20 protein-coding genes are annotated in these 14,626 nt (G+C 62.5%); 7 read left to right on the forward strand and 13 right to left on the reverse strand.

Annotation, left to right across the window (positions count from 1 at the left end; all coding sequences use genetic code 11):
* Nucleotides 1–16 precede the first annotated feature (16 nt).
* Nucleotides 17–712 carry a class I SAM-dependent methyltransferase gene (locus tag SynMINOS11_RS07420; RefSeq protein WP_186547654.1) on the reverse strand — a complete coding sequence of 232 codons (696 nt, stop codon included), beginning with the start codon at nt 710–712 and terminating at the stop codon, nt 17–19.
* A gap of 232 nt (nt 713–944) precedes the next feature.
* Here SynMINOS11_RS07420 and SynMINOS11_RS12960 point away from each other — a divergent pair, with 232 nt between their 5' ends.
* The 4 genes from SynMINOS11_RS12960 to SynMINOS11_RS07435 all read left to right on the forward strand — a co-directional run bounded on the left by SynMINOS11_RS12960 (nt 945) and on the right by SynMINOS11_RS07435 (nt 2,738).
* On the forward strand, nt 945–1,067 hold the full coding sequence (locus SynMINOS11_RS12960; protein ID WP_255445343.1) for a hypothetical protein: 123 nt from the start codon (nt 945–947) through the stop codon (nt 1,065–1,067).
* Between the two features lie 27 nt (nt 1,068–1,094).
* Nucleotides 1,095–1,601: a hypothetical protein gene (locus SynMINOS11_RS07425; RefSeq protein WP_011935884.1), complete on the forward strand. Its 507-nt coding sequence runs from the start codon at nt 1,095–1,097 to the stop codon at nt 1,599–1,601.
* 153 nt (nt 1,602–1,754) lie between these two features.
* Nucleotides 1,755–1,895, forward strand: a complete 141-nt coding sequence (locus SynMINOS11_RS07430; protein WP_186547656.1) for a hypothetical protein — start codon at nt 1,755–1,757, stop codon at nt 1,893–1,895.
* Nucleotides 1,896–2,360: 465 nt separating this feature from the next.
* The gene (locus SynMINOS11_RS07435) at nt 2,361–2,738 is read left to right on the forward strand and encodes a hypothetical protein (protein WP_186547658.1); all 378 of its coding nucleotides are present in this window, start codon (nt 2,361–2,363) and stop codon (nt 2,736–2,738) included.
* Nucleotides 2,739–2,741: 3 nt separating this feature from the next.
* Here the strand turns inward: SynMINOS11_RS07435 and SynMINOS11_RS07440 are convergent, their stop codons facing one another.
* Nucleotides 2,742–3,527, reverse strand: coding sequence for a hypothetical protein (locus SynMINOS11_RS07440; protein WP_186547660.1), 786 nt, complete (start codon nt 3,525–3,527; stop codon nt 2,742–2,744).
* 49 nt (nt 3,528–3,576) lie between these two features.
* Between SynMINOS11_RS07440 and SynMINOS11_RS07445 the strand changes: the two genes are divergently transcribed.
* Both SynMINOS11_RS07445 and SynMINOS11_RS07450 read left to right on the forward strand, forming a co-directional pair.
* Nucleotides 3,577–4,314 carry a TerC family protein gene (locus SynMINOS11_RS07445; RefSeq protein WP_186547662.1) on the forward strand — a complete coding sequence of 246 codons (738 nt, stop codon included), beginning with the start codon at nt 3,577–3,579 and terminating at the stop codon, nt 4,312–4,314.
* Nucleotides 4,315–4,316: 2 nt separating this feature from the next.
* Entirely contained in the window at nt 4,317–4,655 is a 339-nt protein-coding gene (locus SynMINOS11_RS07450) for a DUF6464 family protein (RefSeq protein WP_043738131.1), read from the forward strand.
* Here SynMINOS11_RS07450 and fmt read toward each other — a convergent pair.
* The 11 genes from fmt to SynMINOS11_RS07505 are packed head-to-tail and all read right to left on the reverse strand — an operon-like array spanning nt 4,648 to nt 14,436.
* Entirely contained in the window at nt 4,648–5,640 is a 993-nt protein-coding gene (gene fmt / locus SynMINOS11_RS07455) for a methionyl-tRNA formyltransferase (RefSeq protein ID WP_186547664.1), read from the reverse strand. The genes SynMINOS11_RS07450 and fmt overlap by 8 nt on opposite strands.
* On the reverse strand, nt 5,640–6,992 hold the full coding sequence (locus tag SynMINOS11_RS07460) for a TldD/PmbA family protein (RefSeq protein WP_011935891.1): 1,353 nt from the start codon (nt 6,990–6,992) through the stop codon (nt 5,640–5,642). The genes fmt and SynMINOS11_RS07460 overlap by 1 nt, the downstream gene beginning before the upstream one ends.
* Complete coding sequence (locus tag SynMINOS11_RS07465; protein ID WP_186547666.1) at nt 6,992–8,410, reverse strand: TldD/PmbA family protein; 1,419 nt, start codon at nt 8,408–8,410, stop codon at nt 6,992–6,994. Before SynMINOS11_RS07465 ends, SynMINOS11_RS07460 begins: the two co-directional genes overlap by 1 nt.
* 8 nt (nt 8,411–8,418) lie before the next feature.
* Nucleotides 8,419–9,501, reverse strand: coding sequence for a magnesium-protoporphyrin IX monomethyl ester (oxidative) cyclase (gene acsF, locus SynMINOS11_RS07470; protein WP_186547668.1), 1,083 nt, complete (start codon nt 9,499–9,501; stop codon nt 8,419–8,421).
* Nucleotides 9,502–9,548: 47 nt separating this feature from the next.
* Complete coding sequence (locus SynMINOS11_RS07475; protein WP_186547670.1) at nt 9,549–9,992, reverse strand: DUF2996 domain-containing protein; 444 nt, start codon at nt 9,990–9,992, stop codon at nt 9,549–9,551.
* A 31-nt stretch (nt 9,993–10,023) separates the two neighbouring features.
* On the reverse strand, nt 10,024–10,494 hold the full coding sequence (locus SynMINOS11_RS07480) for a hypothetical protein (RefSeq protein WP_186547672.1): 471 nt from the start codon (nt 10,492–10,494) through the stop codon (nt 10,024–10,026).
* Nucleotides 10,491–11,141, reverse strand: coding sequence for a flavin prenyltransferase UbiX (locus tag SynMINOS11_RS07485; RefSeq protein WP_011935896.1), 651 nt, complete (start codon nt 11,139–11,141; stop codon nt 10,491–10,493). Before SynMINOS11_RS07485 ends, SynMINOS11_RS07480 begins: the two co-directional genes overlap by 4 nt.
* The gene (locus tag SynMINOS11_RS07490; RefSeq protein ID WP_186547674.1) at nt 11,122–13,377 is read right to left on the reverse strand and encodes an RNB domain-containing ribonuclease; all 2,256 of its coding nucleotides are present in this window, start codon (nt 13,375–13,377) and stop codon (nt 11,122–11,124) included. Before SynMINOS11_RS07490 ends, SynMINOS11_RS07485 begins: the two co-directional genes overlap by 20 nt.
* Before the next feature lie 50 nt (nt 13,378–13,427).
* A complete protein-coding gene (locus tag SynMINOS11_RS07495; RefSeq protein ID WP_186547675.1) occupies nt 13,428–13,745 on the reverse strand; it encodes a TMEM165/GDT1 family protein in 318 nt (105 codons plus the stop codon).
* Nucleotides 13,746–13,748: 3 nt separating this feature from the next.
* Nucleotides 13,749–14,081 carry a TMEM165/GDT1 family protein gene (locus tag SynMINOS11_RS07500; RefSeq protein ID WP_186547677.1) on the reverse strand — a complete coding sequence of 111 codons (333 nt, stop codon included), beginning with the start codon at nt 14,079–14,081 and terminating at the stop codon, nt 13,749–13,751.
* Nucleotides 14,053–14,436, reverse strand: a complete 384-nt coding sequence (locus SynMINOS11_RS07505) for a YkgJ family cysteine cluster protein (protein WP_186547679.1) — start codon at nt 14,434–14,436, stop codon at nt 14,053–14,055. Before SynMINOS11_RS07505 ends, SynMINOS11_RS07500 begins: the two co-directional genes overlap by 29 nt.
* Between SynMINOS11_RS07505 and psb30 the strand changes: the two genes are divergently transcribed.
* On the forward strand, nt 14,425–14,622 hold the full coding sequence (psb30, locus tag SynMINOS11_RS12965; protein ID WP_255445345.1) for a photosystem II reaction center protein Ycf12/Psb30: 198 nt from the start codon (nt 14,425–14,427) through the stop codon (nt 14,620–14,622). The two genes, SynMINOS11_RS07505 and psb30, sit on opposite strands and share 12 nt — an antisense overlap.
* The last annotated feature ends 4 nt before the right edge of the window (nt 14,623–14,626 follow it).

Below are 14,626 nucleotides of genomic sequence, written 5' to 3' on the forward strand. Positions count from 1 at the left end.
CTCGCTTACAGGCACCTCAAGTGGCGGGCCGCTGAATCAGCCACAGGCCGTTGAACATTGCCCGCAACAGCACCTGAGGCGGAGCGCAACCGCTGGCCTGCGCCTGCTGCTGAATCAACTCTTCAGCCAACGAGAACACCACCTTGTTCCTGCCCGAGAGAAACAACTCCAAGGTGGCCTCATCCATGCCGAGCATGCGCAGCCTTGCCTTGATGATCTCCAGCAGGCTTGGGTCGTTCTCTTGCCCCGATGGCTCGCTGTAGCTGCTCAGCAACAGACAGCCTCCAGGAGCGAGCTGGCTGAGCATCGAGGCCAAGTCCTGCTGCTGCTGCTGCGGAGGCAACAGGTGCAGCACGTGGTGACACACCACAGCATCAAACCCCTCGGGATCGAAGCCACTGCCGGCAAGGCTTTGCTGTTGCAGCGAGCAGCGGCTGATGGCATGGAGCGAGGCAATCTGCTGGCGGCAAAATTCGGCCATCTGCCCGCTGGGCTCCAGCAGCGTGAAGCGCGCCATCGGCATGGCTTGAAGCAGGCCTGGGAGCTCCTCAGCGGCGCCCGGTCCCACCACCAGCACCTGGCGAGCAGTTGGCGTCTTGGCCGCCAAGGCGGCGGCGCCCAGTTCCAACACCGCGTCATAGGCCGGAATCGATAAGCGAATCCGCTGGCGGTACTGGCGGCCGTAGTCACCATCAAAGTCGAGACCACTCACGGCTGATCGCTCTCTAGGAGCGTCTTAGCCAGAGGTGCTCAGAGGGTCGCAAAACCGAACCCAACGGATCGGTTTGAGCGCTTCCTTGTGACCTGACAGCCGCTCTAGAGCAAGGAAAGACGAAAGGAGAACCCATGAGCGCACTGACGATCATCCGAGCCCACAACAAAAAAGCCCAACGCCTGCAGGCCGCACAAAAGCTGATGGCACGTCAGCAAAAAGGTGGCGCCTGATGGATGTTCTTTCAGAGGGCGACCTGCCCAGCTGGATCACACTGGCCGCCTTGATCGGCGCCATTGCCTTGATCAATCAATTTTCAAGTTCTGTGCAAAAGGGCTGGCGCCGCAAAGCCTGAAGCCACCTCTATCGGTAGCTTCGAGCGATGCTCGACGCGTTTGATCCAGATCTCGACCAGCTGGTGGCGGCCAACCGAGAGCAGTTGATCCCCATTGCGCAGCAAGTCGCCAAAACGGAGCGCTGGTCGCTATCGCTGCGCTGCGCGGTGATCGATTGCAGCAGCGGCCTGCCCGCGGTGCACAACAGCTCTGTGGGAGGCATCGGCAGCTTCATCCGCACTTCCACGGTGATCGACCATCCCCTCATGGAGCAGTTCTTGGCTCTGGTGAACAGCCAAGGCGTTGATGCGGCCCTGGACACCATGGCCAACAACGTCGGCGAAAGCGACGAATTCAACACCCTCTACGACGCCTACCTCGAAGAGCGCCAACAGGGTCAGTTGATGTGGGGCGCTGGGGATGCCACCGAGTTTGTGATGAAGTCGCAGGACTGCTTCCAGGATCGGGAAATGGCCTGCATTGCCGTGTTTCCCGCTGAGCCGCAGCCCGAGCTCTACACCTTTGCCCTGCCACTGTTCTTCTTTGGCCTTTAAGCCCAAAGCATTTAGCCCGTGCTTGGCGACAAAATCCGGCGTGCTTAGCACTGTCATTGGTGCTTGTGGGCGACCATCCACGGGGGTAACAACCCGGCACCTTGGGGGCCGCCAGCACGCAGGCCCCCAAAACATTTCCGTTGCCAGCCCCCCATGCTCGCTGCCGTGATCGCGATGGCTTTAGCGCTGGCCGGCTGCCAGGCCCTACAAACGGGCGTACCTCAAATGGAGCCGCCCAATGCAGAGCAGGTGGAGCAAGAGCAGCGCAAGCTGGAGGTGTTAACGGAACCCTGAACCCCGCAACAAGCAGAAAGCCGCCCCTCAAGGGAGGAGCGGCTTTCGTGATGGCTGATTGGGCAGCGTCTGGTCAAAGGCGAACCTGGGGCCAAGGGTCCAGGTGTATCGGGCGGACTCCTATGGGGCACCTCAACGATGCAGAGGAGTGGCGCTGAATCAACGTCCAGTCGGTGGTCAACTCAGCTCCTCGCCCACGCTTTGTGGAGACTGTTGGAGCAGGCGCCTCGCTCAGAGTGCTGCGGTTGATGTCTCAGGTGGCGTGTCGTCCATTGGGCGCCTCCGTGTTCGATGCCCATACTTTTGCCCTGCCGGTGGTCAAAGGCAATGCGCCTTAATGCCGATGGACTTAGCCGCCGGCCTTGATCAGATTGGGGTGCCGTTTGCTTAGCGGCAGGGACAGCAGTCCGCCCAGCAAGCGACTGGCATAGCGTTGGCTCCATCGCAAAAAGAAAGCGAGGGCGGATGAGCAAGGCGATGAATCGAGCGGCACAAATCGCCCTTGCCTGCGGCCTGATCGTGGCTGCCATCGCCGGTTTCAAGGGTTGCCAGCAGACAACAAGGCTGAATCGTCCGGTGGCCACTGAAGGGATTCCAGAGGGTCACGACTACCTGATGCGCACCGAAACGGGCAGCGACTTTTACACCAAGCTCAAAAGCACCAACTACGCAGTGCGCGAGATCTCAGCGCATCGCATTGATGCCACAGGCAGAGCCTCCAGCGATTTGAACTTCAATCTGGATTGCTACGGCAATCAAGTGGCCGTTGGTCAATTGGGCAGTGGCTGGGTGCCCATCCAGCCCGGCAGCGTTGGTGAAGCCATGGCCAAGCGCTATTGCTGAGGATCAGCCCACCTGAATCAATTGCTCCTCGAGGAGCTGGTTGAAATGCAGAAGTTGCTCATCGCTGAGCTGCTGACGGCTGGCTTTCCCAAACTGCTCTTCCAGCAGTTGGCGGCCTTGGGCTGCACCCCATTGCAGCTGCCCAAGCAGCTCATCACTGCAGCGCAGCAAATCGGGCCGGCGCAGGGGCACCGGCGCTGAACCTGGTGCGCAGCCGGGCTCGAGGCAACGCAAGGCCTTGAGATAGGCCACCACATCGGCGTAATTCACCAGCCGGGTACGGCTGGGATGGCCAAAAGCCCGCTGCAGGAATTCACCCTCCTGCTCGCGCTGCCAGCCCAAGCGCTGCAGCTCCATCTCCACAGCCGTGAGCTCTTCGCTCCAATCGTCGGGCTCCGCCGGTGGCTCATGGACTGGCTCTGGGATCACCGGCAGCTCAGCTGCTACTGGGGCAGGTGCGGCTTGCGGCGAAGAGGGCGGCGGCTCAGGAGAAGGCTGAAGCTCGAGCTGAGGCTGAGGCGAGGGGGGAGCACTTGCTGGTGCTGGGGCGGCAACTGGTGCAGGAGCTGGTGCGGGAACCGGAGCCGGGTTGCGAACTGGTGGCTGCGGCAACGCCTGGGCCAGGCGCTGCCGCGCACGGTCTTCGGCGATTTCAGCGGTGCTGCCTTCCCCCAAAGCCGACTGCAGCGCAGCCCCCTGACCGGCAGTGATGCGCACGATCACCCGCTGCGCATCGGCGTGGAGAAGCTCCACCAAACCGGGGGCGACAGAGGTGGCGTCTCGGCCCATCAAGGCGATCTCAACCGGTGCTTTCTAGGCTGCCGGCACGACCGGTGCCATGGAAGCGTCCACTAGCTCAGCCCTCACGCCCCTGCTGCATGCGGCCGACGCATGGCAGGAAGTGGCCCTGCTCCTGCCAGTGCTGATCGGGCTTGAGATCGTTCTCTCCGCCGACAACGCCATTGCTTTGGCGGCAATCGCCCGCAAACAACCTGATCCAGCGGCCCAACAGCGGGCCTTGAACCTGGGGCTGATCTTTGCCTTGCTGTTCCGGGTGGTGTTGATCCTGGCGGCGCAGTGGGTGCTGAACTTCCGTCCGTTGATGGGTGCCGGTGCGGTGTATCTGCTCTGGCTCTGCATGAGCCACTTTTTTTTGCAGTCCGCCAACAACAATGACGCCGCATCGGAAGAGTCTCCAGGACCAGCAGAAGCAGCCGCGAAATCCTTAGCGGCAACAGCGTTCACCATCGCGCTGACCGACTTGGCATTTTCCCTCGACAGCGTGGCGGCAGCGGTTGCCGTGAGCGACCGGATCGGCCTGGTGATCACCGGCGGCGTGGTGGGGGTCGTGGCGTTGCGCTTGAGCTCTGGACTGTTCATCCGCCTGCTGCAGCGCTATCAGCGCTTGGAGGCAGCGGGATATCTGGCCGTTGGCCTGGTGGGCATTCAACTCAGTGTTCGGGTGTTCCGCCCCGATCTGGAGTTGCCGGAATGGGGCTTACTGGTGCTAGTGGGTCTGCTCTTTTTGTGGGGATTTTCAGCCCAACATCCGGAGGCCGAAGAGGTTCAGCCATGAGCATGGCCGTTGAACTGCGCCAGGCCGGAAGTGAGCAGGTGCTGCACCGTTTGATGCTGGAAGACGTGCCTCAGCCGGGCCGCTGGCTGGAGGTGGAGGGCCTGAGCTACCTGGTGCTGCAACGGCGACATCGCTACCGCCTCAGGGGCGGCCGCTACCAACTCAGCGGCGTGGCCTTGATGGTGAAAGCCCAAAAGCAACCCGCCGATTCCCGCTGGTGGAACGATCGCTGGGTGATTGGCGATCCCAGCTGCCGCTTCAATGCCCGCAGCCCCCTGTTGCGTTGCGCCGTGCTGCCAGAAGGCCCCTGCGAGCGCTGCAGCCACTACAGCCTCAGCTGAGCTGCTGAATCAACGAATCTCCGCTGCTGGCTGCTTTGCCTTCCAGTTGCGCCTGCCGCAGCAGGATCGGACAGCCGCTGGTGGCCAGGACCAGGCCCACACCGCGCACCGCCTCGAGGATGGAACCCGGTTCCGCTGACGGCCACTGGCGCTGACTCAAGGCCGCGGCTTGCGGGCTCAACTGATCGGCCAAGCGGGCCACCAACGGCTCGGTGGCCAGGAGCTTCAAACGTTTGCCGCGCCAGCTGCAGTGGGCACCAGGAAACAGCCCCATCACCTTGCGGTGGATTGCCAAGGCGCGCTCACTCCAATCAATGCGGTAGTCGTCTTTGCTGAGCAGGCGAGCCAAGCTGACGCCCTCGTCGCTTTGGGGGGTCACCGCCAACCGGCTGAGGCGCTCAGCTTCTGGGCCAGGACCTGCCGCCTCAATCCTTGGCAAAGCCTCCACAAACAATTCCGCGGTGAGATGGCTCAATCTCTCGGCCAATCCCGCTGCGTTCTCCAGCAGCTGGACATCGAGGGCACGCTCAAGCAGCACCGGGCCGGTATCCAACCCAGGCTCCATGGCCATGATGCCGACACCGGTTTGAGCATCACCCTCCATCAGGCACCACTGAATCGGCCCCGCTCCAAGCCAGCGCGGCAACAACGAGCCGTGGCCGTTCCAACAGCCCAAGGGGGGTTGTTGCAACACTTCCGGCGGCAGCAACTGACCAAACGCCACAACAACCGAGAGATCAGCCTGCAAAGCCGCCAACTGCTCCTGGGTCTCAGGTTCACGGCGAATGCGCTGAGGCGTCAGCACCGGAACATCACCGATCAGGTCCAAGGCACGCGCCTTCACCGGAGACGGCATTAATGAGCTGCCGCGACCGCGCCGGCGATCGGGTTGAGTAACCACACCAACGATCTGATGGCCCGCCCCATGCAGGGCTTCCAGGGTGGGCACGGCATAGGCCGGCGTTCCCCAGAACAGAACCCGCACTAGGCCTCGCCGGTGATCGCCAAACCCTCCACCCACACATGGGGGCAGAGCCCATCAGGCGTCACCTGGGCTTCACCTTCAAATGCCAACAGTGACTTCAGCACCTGACGAATATCGCCAGCGACGGTGGCGGCTTCAATCGAGCGGCGTTCACCACCTTTGACGAGCCAACCATCAAAGGGCAGAGAGAAGGCTCCCTGGCTGGCTTTGACACCGGCGTGGAGAGCCGAGAGGGAATCAATCCACACCACACCATCGGCCTGGAAGCGGTTCAACGAGGCATCACCACAGCCAGCGCCAGGTGTGGCGCCGATTTCAAACCAATCGGGACTCACCGAGACCTTGGCACCCATGCCGGCATGGCCGGTCGAGGCCACACCGAACTGGCGTGCCGTTCCTTCGCTGTGCAGAAATTGACGCAGGACACCGCCCTCAATCAGGGGCAGACGAGCCGTTGGGGTGCCTTCACCATCAAACGCCGAAGCCCCCAAATTGGCCGGATGACGGGCGTCATCCCAGAGGCTGAAGAAGGGCACCGCCACCGATTCACCGAGGGACTCGCGCTTGGAGAGGCTGAGGCCATCGAGAACCGATCGGGCGTTGAACAGATTGCTGAAGGCCCCCATCAAATCGAGAAACGCCTCTGGACTGAACACGCAGGTGTACGTGCCCGTATCGATCGGGGCGTAATCAAGATGGGAAATGGTCAGCTCAGCGGCCTCGTCGATGCAGCCCTGAACGTCAAGTTCATCGGTGCCATGGCCGAGGCGAACGGCTCCAGCGCTGCGTGGTTTGCGGCCGGCTTCCTCCGCGCGGGCATAGAGGTAAAGACTGGCGGAGCTGCGCTCCTCATGGCGGCGAGCGCCGAGGCTATTGAGGTAGACCCGTTCACCCCGCCGTTGGGATAAGCCGTTGTAAGGAACGGTGCCGATGCTGGGATGGCAATCCAACAGCCGCTGCTCAGCCGAGATCAGCGTTTGCACCATCTCCTGGATCGGTCGCGTGGCTTGCGGCTCCCGCTTCAGGGGCTCCAGGGATTCAGTGGAGCGAGGCGAGAGATCCGGTGGATCTTGCAGATCACCAAAGGCACTGGCCTCAGCAGCTCCAGAGAGTGCCTGAGCCAGGCCATCGGCTGAGAGGTCCGAGCAACTGGTGATGCCAACGCGGCCATCGCTGTTCCACACCCGAACGGTGACGGCACTGCGTTGGGCACCCTTGAGTTGATGGGCTTTGCCGCGGTCAACCTGCACGGACAAATCCGTGCTGCAACTCGCTCCCATATCCCAACGGCTCAGTCCATGGTTTTGCGCCAAGGCACTGAGCTGATCGTGCAGTAGATCGGAGTTCAACATCAGCGTCCCCCCACCGTGATCGAGTCGACTTTGACGTGGGGCTGGCCAACGGTGACGTAAACGCTGCCGCTAACCGAGCCGCAGAAGCCAGCGGCCAAGTCGAGATCATTGGCGCACATGGAGATGCGTGGCATCACCGTTTCGGCATCACCGATCAAGGTGGCGCCCTTCACCGGCTTGCCGAGTTCGCCGTTTTCAATCAGATACCCCTCCTCAACGGAGAAGTTGAACTGACCGGTGGGACCAACACTGCCACCGCCCATCACCTTGCAGTAGAGACCGTTATCGATCGAACCGATCAATTCAGCCGGGCTATGGGGGCCAGCTGCGATGAAGGTGTTCCGCATCCGACTGGCAGCAGAGAAGGCATAGCTCTGGCGCCGGCCGCTGCCGGTGCGGGGCTGACCAGTGCGCCACTCACCAGCGCGATCGGAGAGGAAAGCCTTCAGCACACCGTTCTCGATCAAGGTGGTGCGCTGGGGTTCTAAGCCCTCGTCATCCATGGCGATGCTGCCGAAATGACGGTTGGACAGGCCTTCATCAATCGCTGTCACCGCTTCATGGGCGATGGGCTCGCCGATCCGTCCAGCGAAGGGGCTGGTGCCGCGCTCCAGCTGGGTGGTTTCCAGCAAATGGCCGCAGGCTTCATGGAAGATCACGCCACCAAATTTGTTGGCGAGCACCACGGGGTAGGTGCCGGCATCGACGTAATCGGCGTAGAGCATCGTTCCGGTGCTGGCAGCGATGTCGCGGGCGGTGCTATCGGCATCCCAAACCAGCAAATCGTCGGGATGGTCGGTGCTGCCAAACCGACGAGCGACACTGGCGCGGTGCTCGCCATCGGCAGCCAGCACACTCAGGCCCAGGGTTTGGTGCAGGCGTAAGTCGCGGGCGAAGGTGCCATCACTAGCGGCCACCATGACCTCCTGCCAATCGCGGGAGTAGCTGCCACGGCGCGCCTGCAGATGTTGGGCGTGTTGCTCAAGCCTGGCGGTGCCTTCCAGCAAGCGCTCAGCGATCACCGACACACCGGGGGATTGATCCAACCAGCCTTGTTTGCTGATGCCGTAGTCCTTCAGCTCGGGCAAGCCTTGAAAATCAGCAGCAGCTGCAGCGCCATTGCGCTCTAAGCCCAGCATCCCCAGGGCCTGATCGAGGGCCTGCAGCAAACCAGCTTCCGAAAGGTCGTTGGTGCTGACAAAGCCATCGCGGTAGCCGTGGTCTTTGCCCCGGAAGACCCGCACACCAGCCCCTGAGACAAAGGCGGGCGAGACACTGGTCACCCGCTCCTGCTCGGCCATCACGCCGAGACGGTCGCCGCGCTCAAGGAAGACTTCCACCAGGTCAGCGCCGGCAGCGCGACCAGTTGACAGCAGCAGCTCAAGACGCTGCTGCCAAAACGAATCGAGAAAACTCACCAGCAGCCTCAGCGAATCGCGGGCTGGTAGTTCTCACTGCGAATCGGGGCAGCGAAGAACAACTTGGCCATCTCAAGAGCGTTCGCGCCCCAGAAGGGCAGCTTGCGCAGCAACCTCACGGGCGCCGAAGCGCCACTGGCATCGACTTGGGAGAGGGCGTTGTTGTTGCCAACAATCCGCTCAAGGCGCTCATAGAACTTGGGGTGATCCACGTTGAGCACCACCGGGAACACTCGGGCGGAGGTTTCGTTGGTTTTGGCGATGACGTACTTGTCGTACTCGCGGGCATCAAGGCCGAGCGCCTCGTAGAACTCCTTGCGGGCCACATCACGCACATACATGGTGGCGAATACGGCCAGCAGGAAGAAGCGGCACCAGAGGCGAGCCTGCAGCCCCCGCACCGAACTGGGCTGGGCCTTCATCAGGGCATCAAAGAAATCGCCGTGGCGGTTTTCGTCCTGACACCAATTCTCGAAGAAGTTGAAGATCGGGAAGATCTTGCTGTCGGGGTTCTGCTCGAGGTGGCGGTAGATGGCGATGTAGCGCCAGTAGCCGATCTTTTCAGAGAGGTAGGTGGCGTAGAAGATGAACTTCGGCTTGAAGAAGGTGTAGGCCTTGTTCGCCGTCAGGAAGCCGAGGTCAAGCTGCACACCAAAGTCGCCCATGGCTTTGTTGAGGAAGCCGGCATGACGGGCCTCATCGCGAGCCATGTGGGCGAAGCACTCAGCCAGAAGCGGATTCTTCTGCTTGATGCGCCGGCTGAGCTCCTTGTAGAGCAGGAATCCTGAAAACTCCGATGTGCAGCTCTGCTCGAGGAACTCGACAAACACGCGGCGCGTCTCTGGATCGAGCTTGTCGGCTGCACCATCGAACGCCTCATTACGGACGAAGTGATGGCGGTTGTAGTCCTTGCGGAACTCCTCGCAGATCGCTTCCAACTCCTCCTGATTCGGCCGCAAATCCATGGCGGCCATCGCTTCAAAATCAGTCGTGTAGAAGCGCGGCGTCAGGATCGTGTCCTTCACCGGATCCTTGATGGCTGGCTCGCCTCCAGAGCGAGAAGCTTCGGCGATCGCGGTGGGGGGAACCATCCTGTCGTCTTGTGCTGACTAGCCAATCACTGTAAGGGCTCTATCGCTCAATTGGGCCCTAACCATTTCTGACCGTTGAGTCTCTGCACAGTTCGGCTCACCAGCAACGCCAGGGTGATGCGCTTTTCATCAATCAAAAACGACTCCAACAGGCTTGGTGGAGCTCCCGATTCGGCGATGGCAAAGGTCTTGGGCGCCTGGATGTCGTCTTTGGTGAAACACAGCCAGAAGCGCCGATCACCAGGCAATTCACCACGAATCTGCCAACAGGTTTCCCCCACCACCGGCATCGCGGCCTGCTCGAGCTCCAGCGCAGGGGCAGGGCCGCCATAGCTCTCGATCTCTTTGGCCAGCGCTGGAATCAGCAGCTGAGGCACAAATTCCGCGAAGGGCTTGTCCTCCGGCTTCGGCGGCTTGGCCTTCGCCGGAGGCGCCTTCGCCGCTTGGGGCTGGTCTGTGGGCTTGTCTGGGGTGGCCGCCGAGTCGCTCAAGCGCTGCTGTCAGAGCTGTCCAGCAGGCTACTCACCAGTCATCGTCAGCAGCATCAGCCCAGTCATCCACACTCCCGGATGGGGCTGGCTCACTAGCTGAGCGCTGCACAACCCGAAAGGGCACAGCCACCGTGGGTGGTGCCTCATGGGGTGAGCGCTCTGGTGGCGGCTGGGTTGCAGGCTCGGTCGCATCAAAGGGCGGCTCTGCCTCGCTGGAGTCCAGCGGTTCATCCGGGGCATCCACCGCTCGGCGGGTGCGACGGCGACGCGGTTCCTCCCAGGGTTGCGGCTGGCGGGCCGGAGCTCCAGGGGCACTCAAACCAGCGAGAGCAGCGGCGGCAGCACCACCACCAGCGGCGATCAACACCCACGTTCCCAACGGAAGTGGCGGACTGGTCCAAACCAACAGACGCAGTCGCGCCGGCACCCGCAGATTCAAAACAGCGACTGCCAGCGCAGCCGCCAGGGGAAGCAACAGCGGCAGCAGCAGCCAACGCTTCATGACAGTTTTTGAGCCCCTTCCACCGCACCTTGCCAACGGCGCAGGGGCGCGAGGTCGTAACCAAACAGATCCAAGGTGCGTTGCACCATGAAATCAACCATGTCGTCGAGGCTCTGCGGCTGTCCATACCAGGCTGGCACTGGCGGGGCGATGCGAGCACCCGCTTCCGCCAGCTGGGTGAGGTTGCGCAAATGGATCAAATTCCAAGGCATTTCCCTTGGAGCAATCACCAGGGGCCGCGCCTCTTTGAGTTGAACATCGGCAGCGCGCTCAATCAGATCGGTGGCCACCCCGGAAGCGATGCGGCCCACCGTGCCCATGGAGGCCGGCAGGATCAACATCCCCCGCAAGCGATAGCTGCCACTGGCCGGTGGAGCTGCCTGGTCATTCCAGCGGTGGCAGCGCAGGCTGCCGGCCGTTGTGCCGCACTGCTCGCGCAACACCCTCTCCTGCTCAGCTGGATTCACCGGCAGCACCAGCCCTAGCTCAGCGCGCCAAACCTCAAAAGCACCGCGGCTGATCACCAGCTCAACGGCCTGATCGGCCTCGAGCAACAGCTGCAGGGTGCGCAGAGCCAGGACTTGAGCTGAGGCGCCACAGACCGCCAGGAGCAGCGGTGCTGAATCGTTAGCTGGCGTCGTTGTCATCCCCTTCCTCAGCGGCATCGGGCACCACCAGATCGATCTGATGGCGCAACACATCGACCTTTTGCACCTCTACCTCGACGGCATCGCCGAGCTTGTAGGTGCGGCGGTTTTTGCGGCCCACCAAACGATGCTGACGCGAGCGGTACTCGTACCAGTCGTCCTTGAGGGAACTGACATGCACCAACCCCTCCACCTGGGTGGGAGGGATCTCCACAAAGAAGCCGTAGCTCTGGATGCCACTGATCACGCCGGGCAAGGTCTGACCAACCAGCCCCTGGGCAGAGCGCGCCTGAACCAGAGCCAAGGCATCACGCTCCACTTCATCGGCCGAACGGGCGCGGCCATTGAGGCGACTCACCAGGCCGGAGGCCATGGGGTCCTGGAATTGCGCCATCAGGCTGGGGCTGAACAAGGGCCACTCCACCTGTCCGTGGCAGCTCTCGGAGCTGAGATCCAGACGGGTTTTGTGGCGCACGCTGGGACGATCCTTGCCCTCACTCAGCAGGGCCACCAACAGCAGTTGGTTCCAGATGGCGCTGTAGTGGAGCGACGGGCAGCACCAGGGGGCATAGGCCGTCTCCTCAGCCGCCAAGGCATTGGCCCCAGGCTCAGCGCTGAGCTGCACCGGCGTCGTCACCTCGCGCAATTGCTGCTGCAGCACCCGACTGCGATCGGTGCCGGCAAACGCAGCGGCCAGGGCTTGAGCGGCCGGGGCATTGCCATCACTGCCCAACTCGAGCGGGATGTCCAAGCCAACCGCCAGCTTCACCAGATCGTTGAGTTGGCCGGGATCAGGCGCCCCATGGGTGAGGAAGAGGCCAGGCAGCTCCAGGGCCGCAAAGTGGCGTCCGAGGGCCTGTTCAGCCGGACGCAGCAGCTCCCGAAGCCAATGCAAGGGTTGATCCGCCGACCAGGCCGGCAACCATCCCTGCCAGCGCTGATCAGGCAGGCCCGAGGCCAGCTCCGCCAGGGGCTCCAGCGGAGGCACGGGGAGATCCAATTCCAGGCCGCCGGTGGCCAGCCGTTGCTGGCGCAGCAGCTCCACCAACGCCTGAAGCTGCTCGAGCAGGGGCAGGTGGTCCTTCAGGCTCTTGAGGGCAGCGGGGGTGGTGCGGGCTTTGGGCTTGCGGGCCAGAAGAGCTGCCAGGCCTTTGAGATCGAGCACCCCATCGACTTGCACCTGCGAGCGGCAGAAGCGGAAGTGCTGCAGCGTGCCGTCGGCGCTGAGATCCAAGGCCACCGAGAGGGCATCTTGGCTTTTGCCTGCCACCAAGGCCGCCGCCTTGTGGAGTGTGGCCGGCAGCAGTGAAATCCAGCTGCTGCCAAGGCTGAGGGCTTCGCCGTGCTGACGCAACCAACGCTCCAGGGGTGATTCCAAGGCCAAGCGTTCCGCCACGCTCGGGGTGTGAACCCACAGCCGTTGCGCACCGTCATCGAGGGCTTCCAGGGACACCGCAGGAAGCAGCGGGGCATCTTTGGCACTCCACCCCTGCAGCAACACGGTGGGAAGCGCCGTCAGATCATCACGACCTGATTCGGCTGGAACTTTGAGGCTGGCACGACCGCTAAAGCCACTGGTGTTGAGGCGATGGCGCGCCAACAGCAGCTCATGATCATCGGCTTCTGAACCTTGAACCTTGAGGGAGCGGGCGACGTGCCCCTGGGCCGGGAACTGGCCCACCGGGAAGCGGTCAAGGCTGACCTCCACCACGGCGGTATCGCTGGTTTCCGCGTGGGCGGCGTCGGTTTCCGGAAGCTGAATAGCCGCATGCAGCCGGTCATCAAGGGGAACAGCCACCAGCTGTTCGGCCTGGAGCTCCACCTGGGCCAACACCGTGGTGTTCGCTCGCTCGAGGACGCACTGAACGACTCCCTCCGGAGAACGGCGCCTGCCGCCTTCACGGGTGACTTTGACCAGAACCCGATCGCCATTCCAGGCATGGTTGAGCTGGTGATCCCGCAGGTAGACGTCCTCACCGCCGTCTTCCCGCAGTGCGAAACAGAAGCCTTTGCTAGAGGAGCGCACCCGAGCCTCAAAGATCGCGTCGTTGGAGGCGCGACTGATTCCCTCCTCCCCGCTGGCGATCACGCCCACCTTGGCGAGCGCTTGCAGCGCTAATTCCAGTTGGGCCTTCTCAACCGCGGTTTTAAGGGCCAGCTTCTTCTCCAGATTCGTCAGCGGCAGCACCGCGTCCCCCCGCAGCTGATCCAGCAGATCGGAGACGGAAAATTTCATGCGTGAGCCATCCCAGGCTGGGGTGTAGAGCGTCAGCCTGACGACTCAGTTTAGTTATGGGGCGAGCCATCACTGGCCGAGGCCGCCCAAAGCAGGCGAGCACCAATCACCAGGAATCCCACCGCCGCCAGCAGCTGCAACAACTCAGCTGGCACCAGTTGGGCTAACGAGCCACCGGCCAAGGCCCCAATCAAGCTGGCCAAAACCAGGGCCGAGGCACTGGCGACAAACACCACCACTGGGGACTTGCTCGTACCGCTGATGGCCACGGTGGCCAGCTGGGTCTTGTCTCCGAGCTCCGCCAGGAACACGGCCAAAAAGGTGGAACCCACCAAGGCGAAATCAGCACTGGAAAAAGGAGTTGGCATCGCTCAGCTCGGCAGCAACTGAACCAGGGCACGACCACCAATGGCCGCCCCCAAAATCACCATCAAACCGCCTGCCAACCGCTCCAACTGCCGCGGCGGCACATGACGGGACAACCATTGCCCCAGCAGCACACCCACCAGTGATGTGCTCACCAGAGCCAAAGCCGCGCCCACAAACACAAGCAGGGGCCGGCCGGATTGGGCTGACAACAACAGCGTGGCCAATTGGGTCTTATCGCCCAGCTCCGCCAAAAAAACGGTGGTGAAGGTGGAGACAAACAACACCCAACGCCCCGTGGGCTGGGAATCACTGGTCTGAAGGGGAGCCTCCACCACCTTTGTTGTTTCGGATGGCCCGCTCAAAACGGCGCATTTCAAGGCTGCGCCCACCGTATTCGACACGGATTTGCTGGCGGCAGCAATCGATCGCGAAGGAATCCTGGTGCTGGGCAGCCACATCAAAGCGCTGAGCCAATTGGTCCACCCGGCAAAAGTTCGGCCGCTCGCTGTAGATCCGGCAGGAGCGAGCGCCGGTGTCGTAGTGAATGCACCACCCATCAGGCCCCACCATCTCCAGGTACTGGGCTTTCTCCTCAGGGCTGAGGGCGTCGAGGGCCTCGCCCCGCTGTTCGGGATCGAGGCGGCAGCAGGCACCACAGCCGCTGATGCACTGCCAGCTGTGACAGGCCATCACAGCCTGTGGGCCATCGCGGGCCAGTTCGGCAGCAAAGCCCGTAAAGTCACAGGGATTGCATCACTGCCGCTCGCCATGGGCATCGATTTCTCCCTGATTGCCAACTTCGCAGCCCTGGCTCTGATCGCCCTGGCTGGTCCGGCTGTGGTCTTCATCCTTTTCTACCGCCGCGGCGCCCTCTGAGGCC

Origin of the sequence: Synechococcus sp. Minos11, from assembly GCF_014279855.1 — a bacterium.
Lineage (GTDB): Bacteria > Cyanobacteriota > Cyanobacteriia > PCC-6307 > Cyanobiaceae > RCC307.

What these genes read in the sequence shown, in the direction of transcription:
- SynMINOS11_RS07490 (WP_186547674.1), bottom strand. Translation starts at nt 13,377, where the DNA reads ATGAAATTTTCCGTCTCCGATCTGCTGGATCAGCTGCGGGGGGACGCG.
- SynMINOS11_RS07425 (WP_011935884.1), top strand. Translation starts at nt 1,095, where the DNA reads ATGCTCGACGCGTTTGATCCAGATCTCGACCAGCTGGTGGCGGCCAAC.
- SynMINOS11_RS07430 (WP_186547656.1), top strand. Translation starts at nt 1,755, where the DNA reads ATGCTCGCTGCCGTGATCGCGATGGCTTTAGCGCTGGCCGGCTGCCAG.
- SynMINOS11_RS07480 (WP_186547672.1), bottom strand. Translation starts at nt 10,494, where the DNA reads ATGAAGCGTTGGCTGCTGCTGCCGCTGTTGCTTCCCCTGGCGGCTGCG.
- SynMINOS11_RS07495 (WP_186547675.1), bottom strand. Translation starts at nt 13,745, where the DNA reads ATGCCAACTCCTTTTTCCAGTGCTGATTTCGCCTTGGTGGGTTCCACC.
- SynMINOS11_RS07450 (WP_043738131.1), top strand. Translation starts at nt 4,317, where the DNA reads ATGGCCGTTGAACTGCGCCAGGCCGGAAGTGAGCAGGTGCTGCACCGT.
- SynMINOS11_RS07460 (WP_011935891.1), bottom strand. Translation starts at nt 6,992, where the DNA reads ATGTTGAACTCCGATCTACTGCACGATCAGCTCAGTGCCTTGGCGCAA.
- SynMINOS11_RS07440 (WP_186547660.1), bottom strand. Translation starts at nt 3,527, where the DNA reads ATGGGCCGAGACGCCACCTCTGTCGCCCCCGGTTTGGTGGAGCTTCTC.
- acsF (WP_186547668.1), bottom strand. Translation starts at nt 9,501, where the DNA reads ATGGTTCCCCCCACCGCGATCGCCGAAGCTTCTCGCTCTGGAGGCGAG.
- SynMINOS11_RS12960 (WP_255445343.1), top strand. Translation starts at nt 945, where the DNA reads ATGGATGTTCTTTCAGAGGGCGACCTGCCCAGCTGGATCACACTGGCC.
- SynMINOS11_RS07445 (WP_186547662.1), top strand. Translation starts at nt 3,577, where the DNA reads ATGGAAGCGTCCACTAGCTCAGCCCTCACGCCCCTGCTGCATGCGGCC.
- SynMINOS11_RS07485 (WP_011935896.1), bottom strand. Translation starts at nt 11,141, where the DNA reads ATGACAACGACGCCAGCTAACGATTCAGCACCGCTGCTCCTGGCGGTC.
- SynMINOS11_RS07435 (WP_186547658.1), top strand. Translation starts at nt 2,361, where the DNA reads ATGAGCAAGGCGATGAATCGAGCGGCACAAATCGCCCTTGCCTGCGGC.
- SynMINOS11_RS07505 (WP_186547679.1), bottom strand. Translation starts at nt 14,436, where the DNA reads ATGGCCTGTCACAGCTGGCAGTGCATCAGCGGCTGTGGTGCCTGCTGC.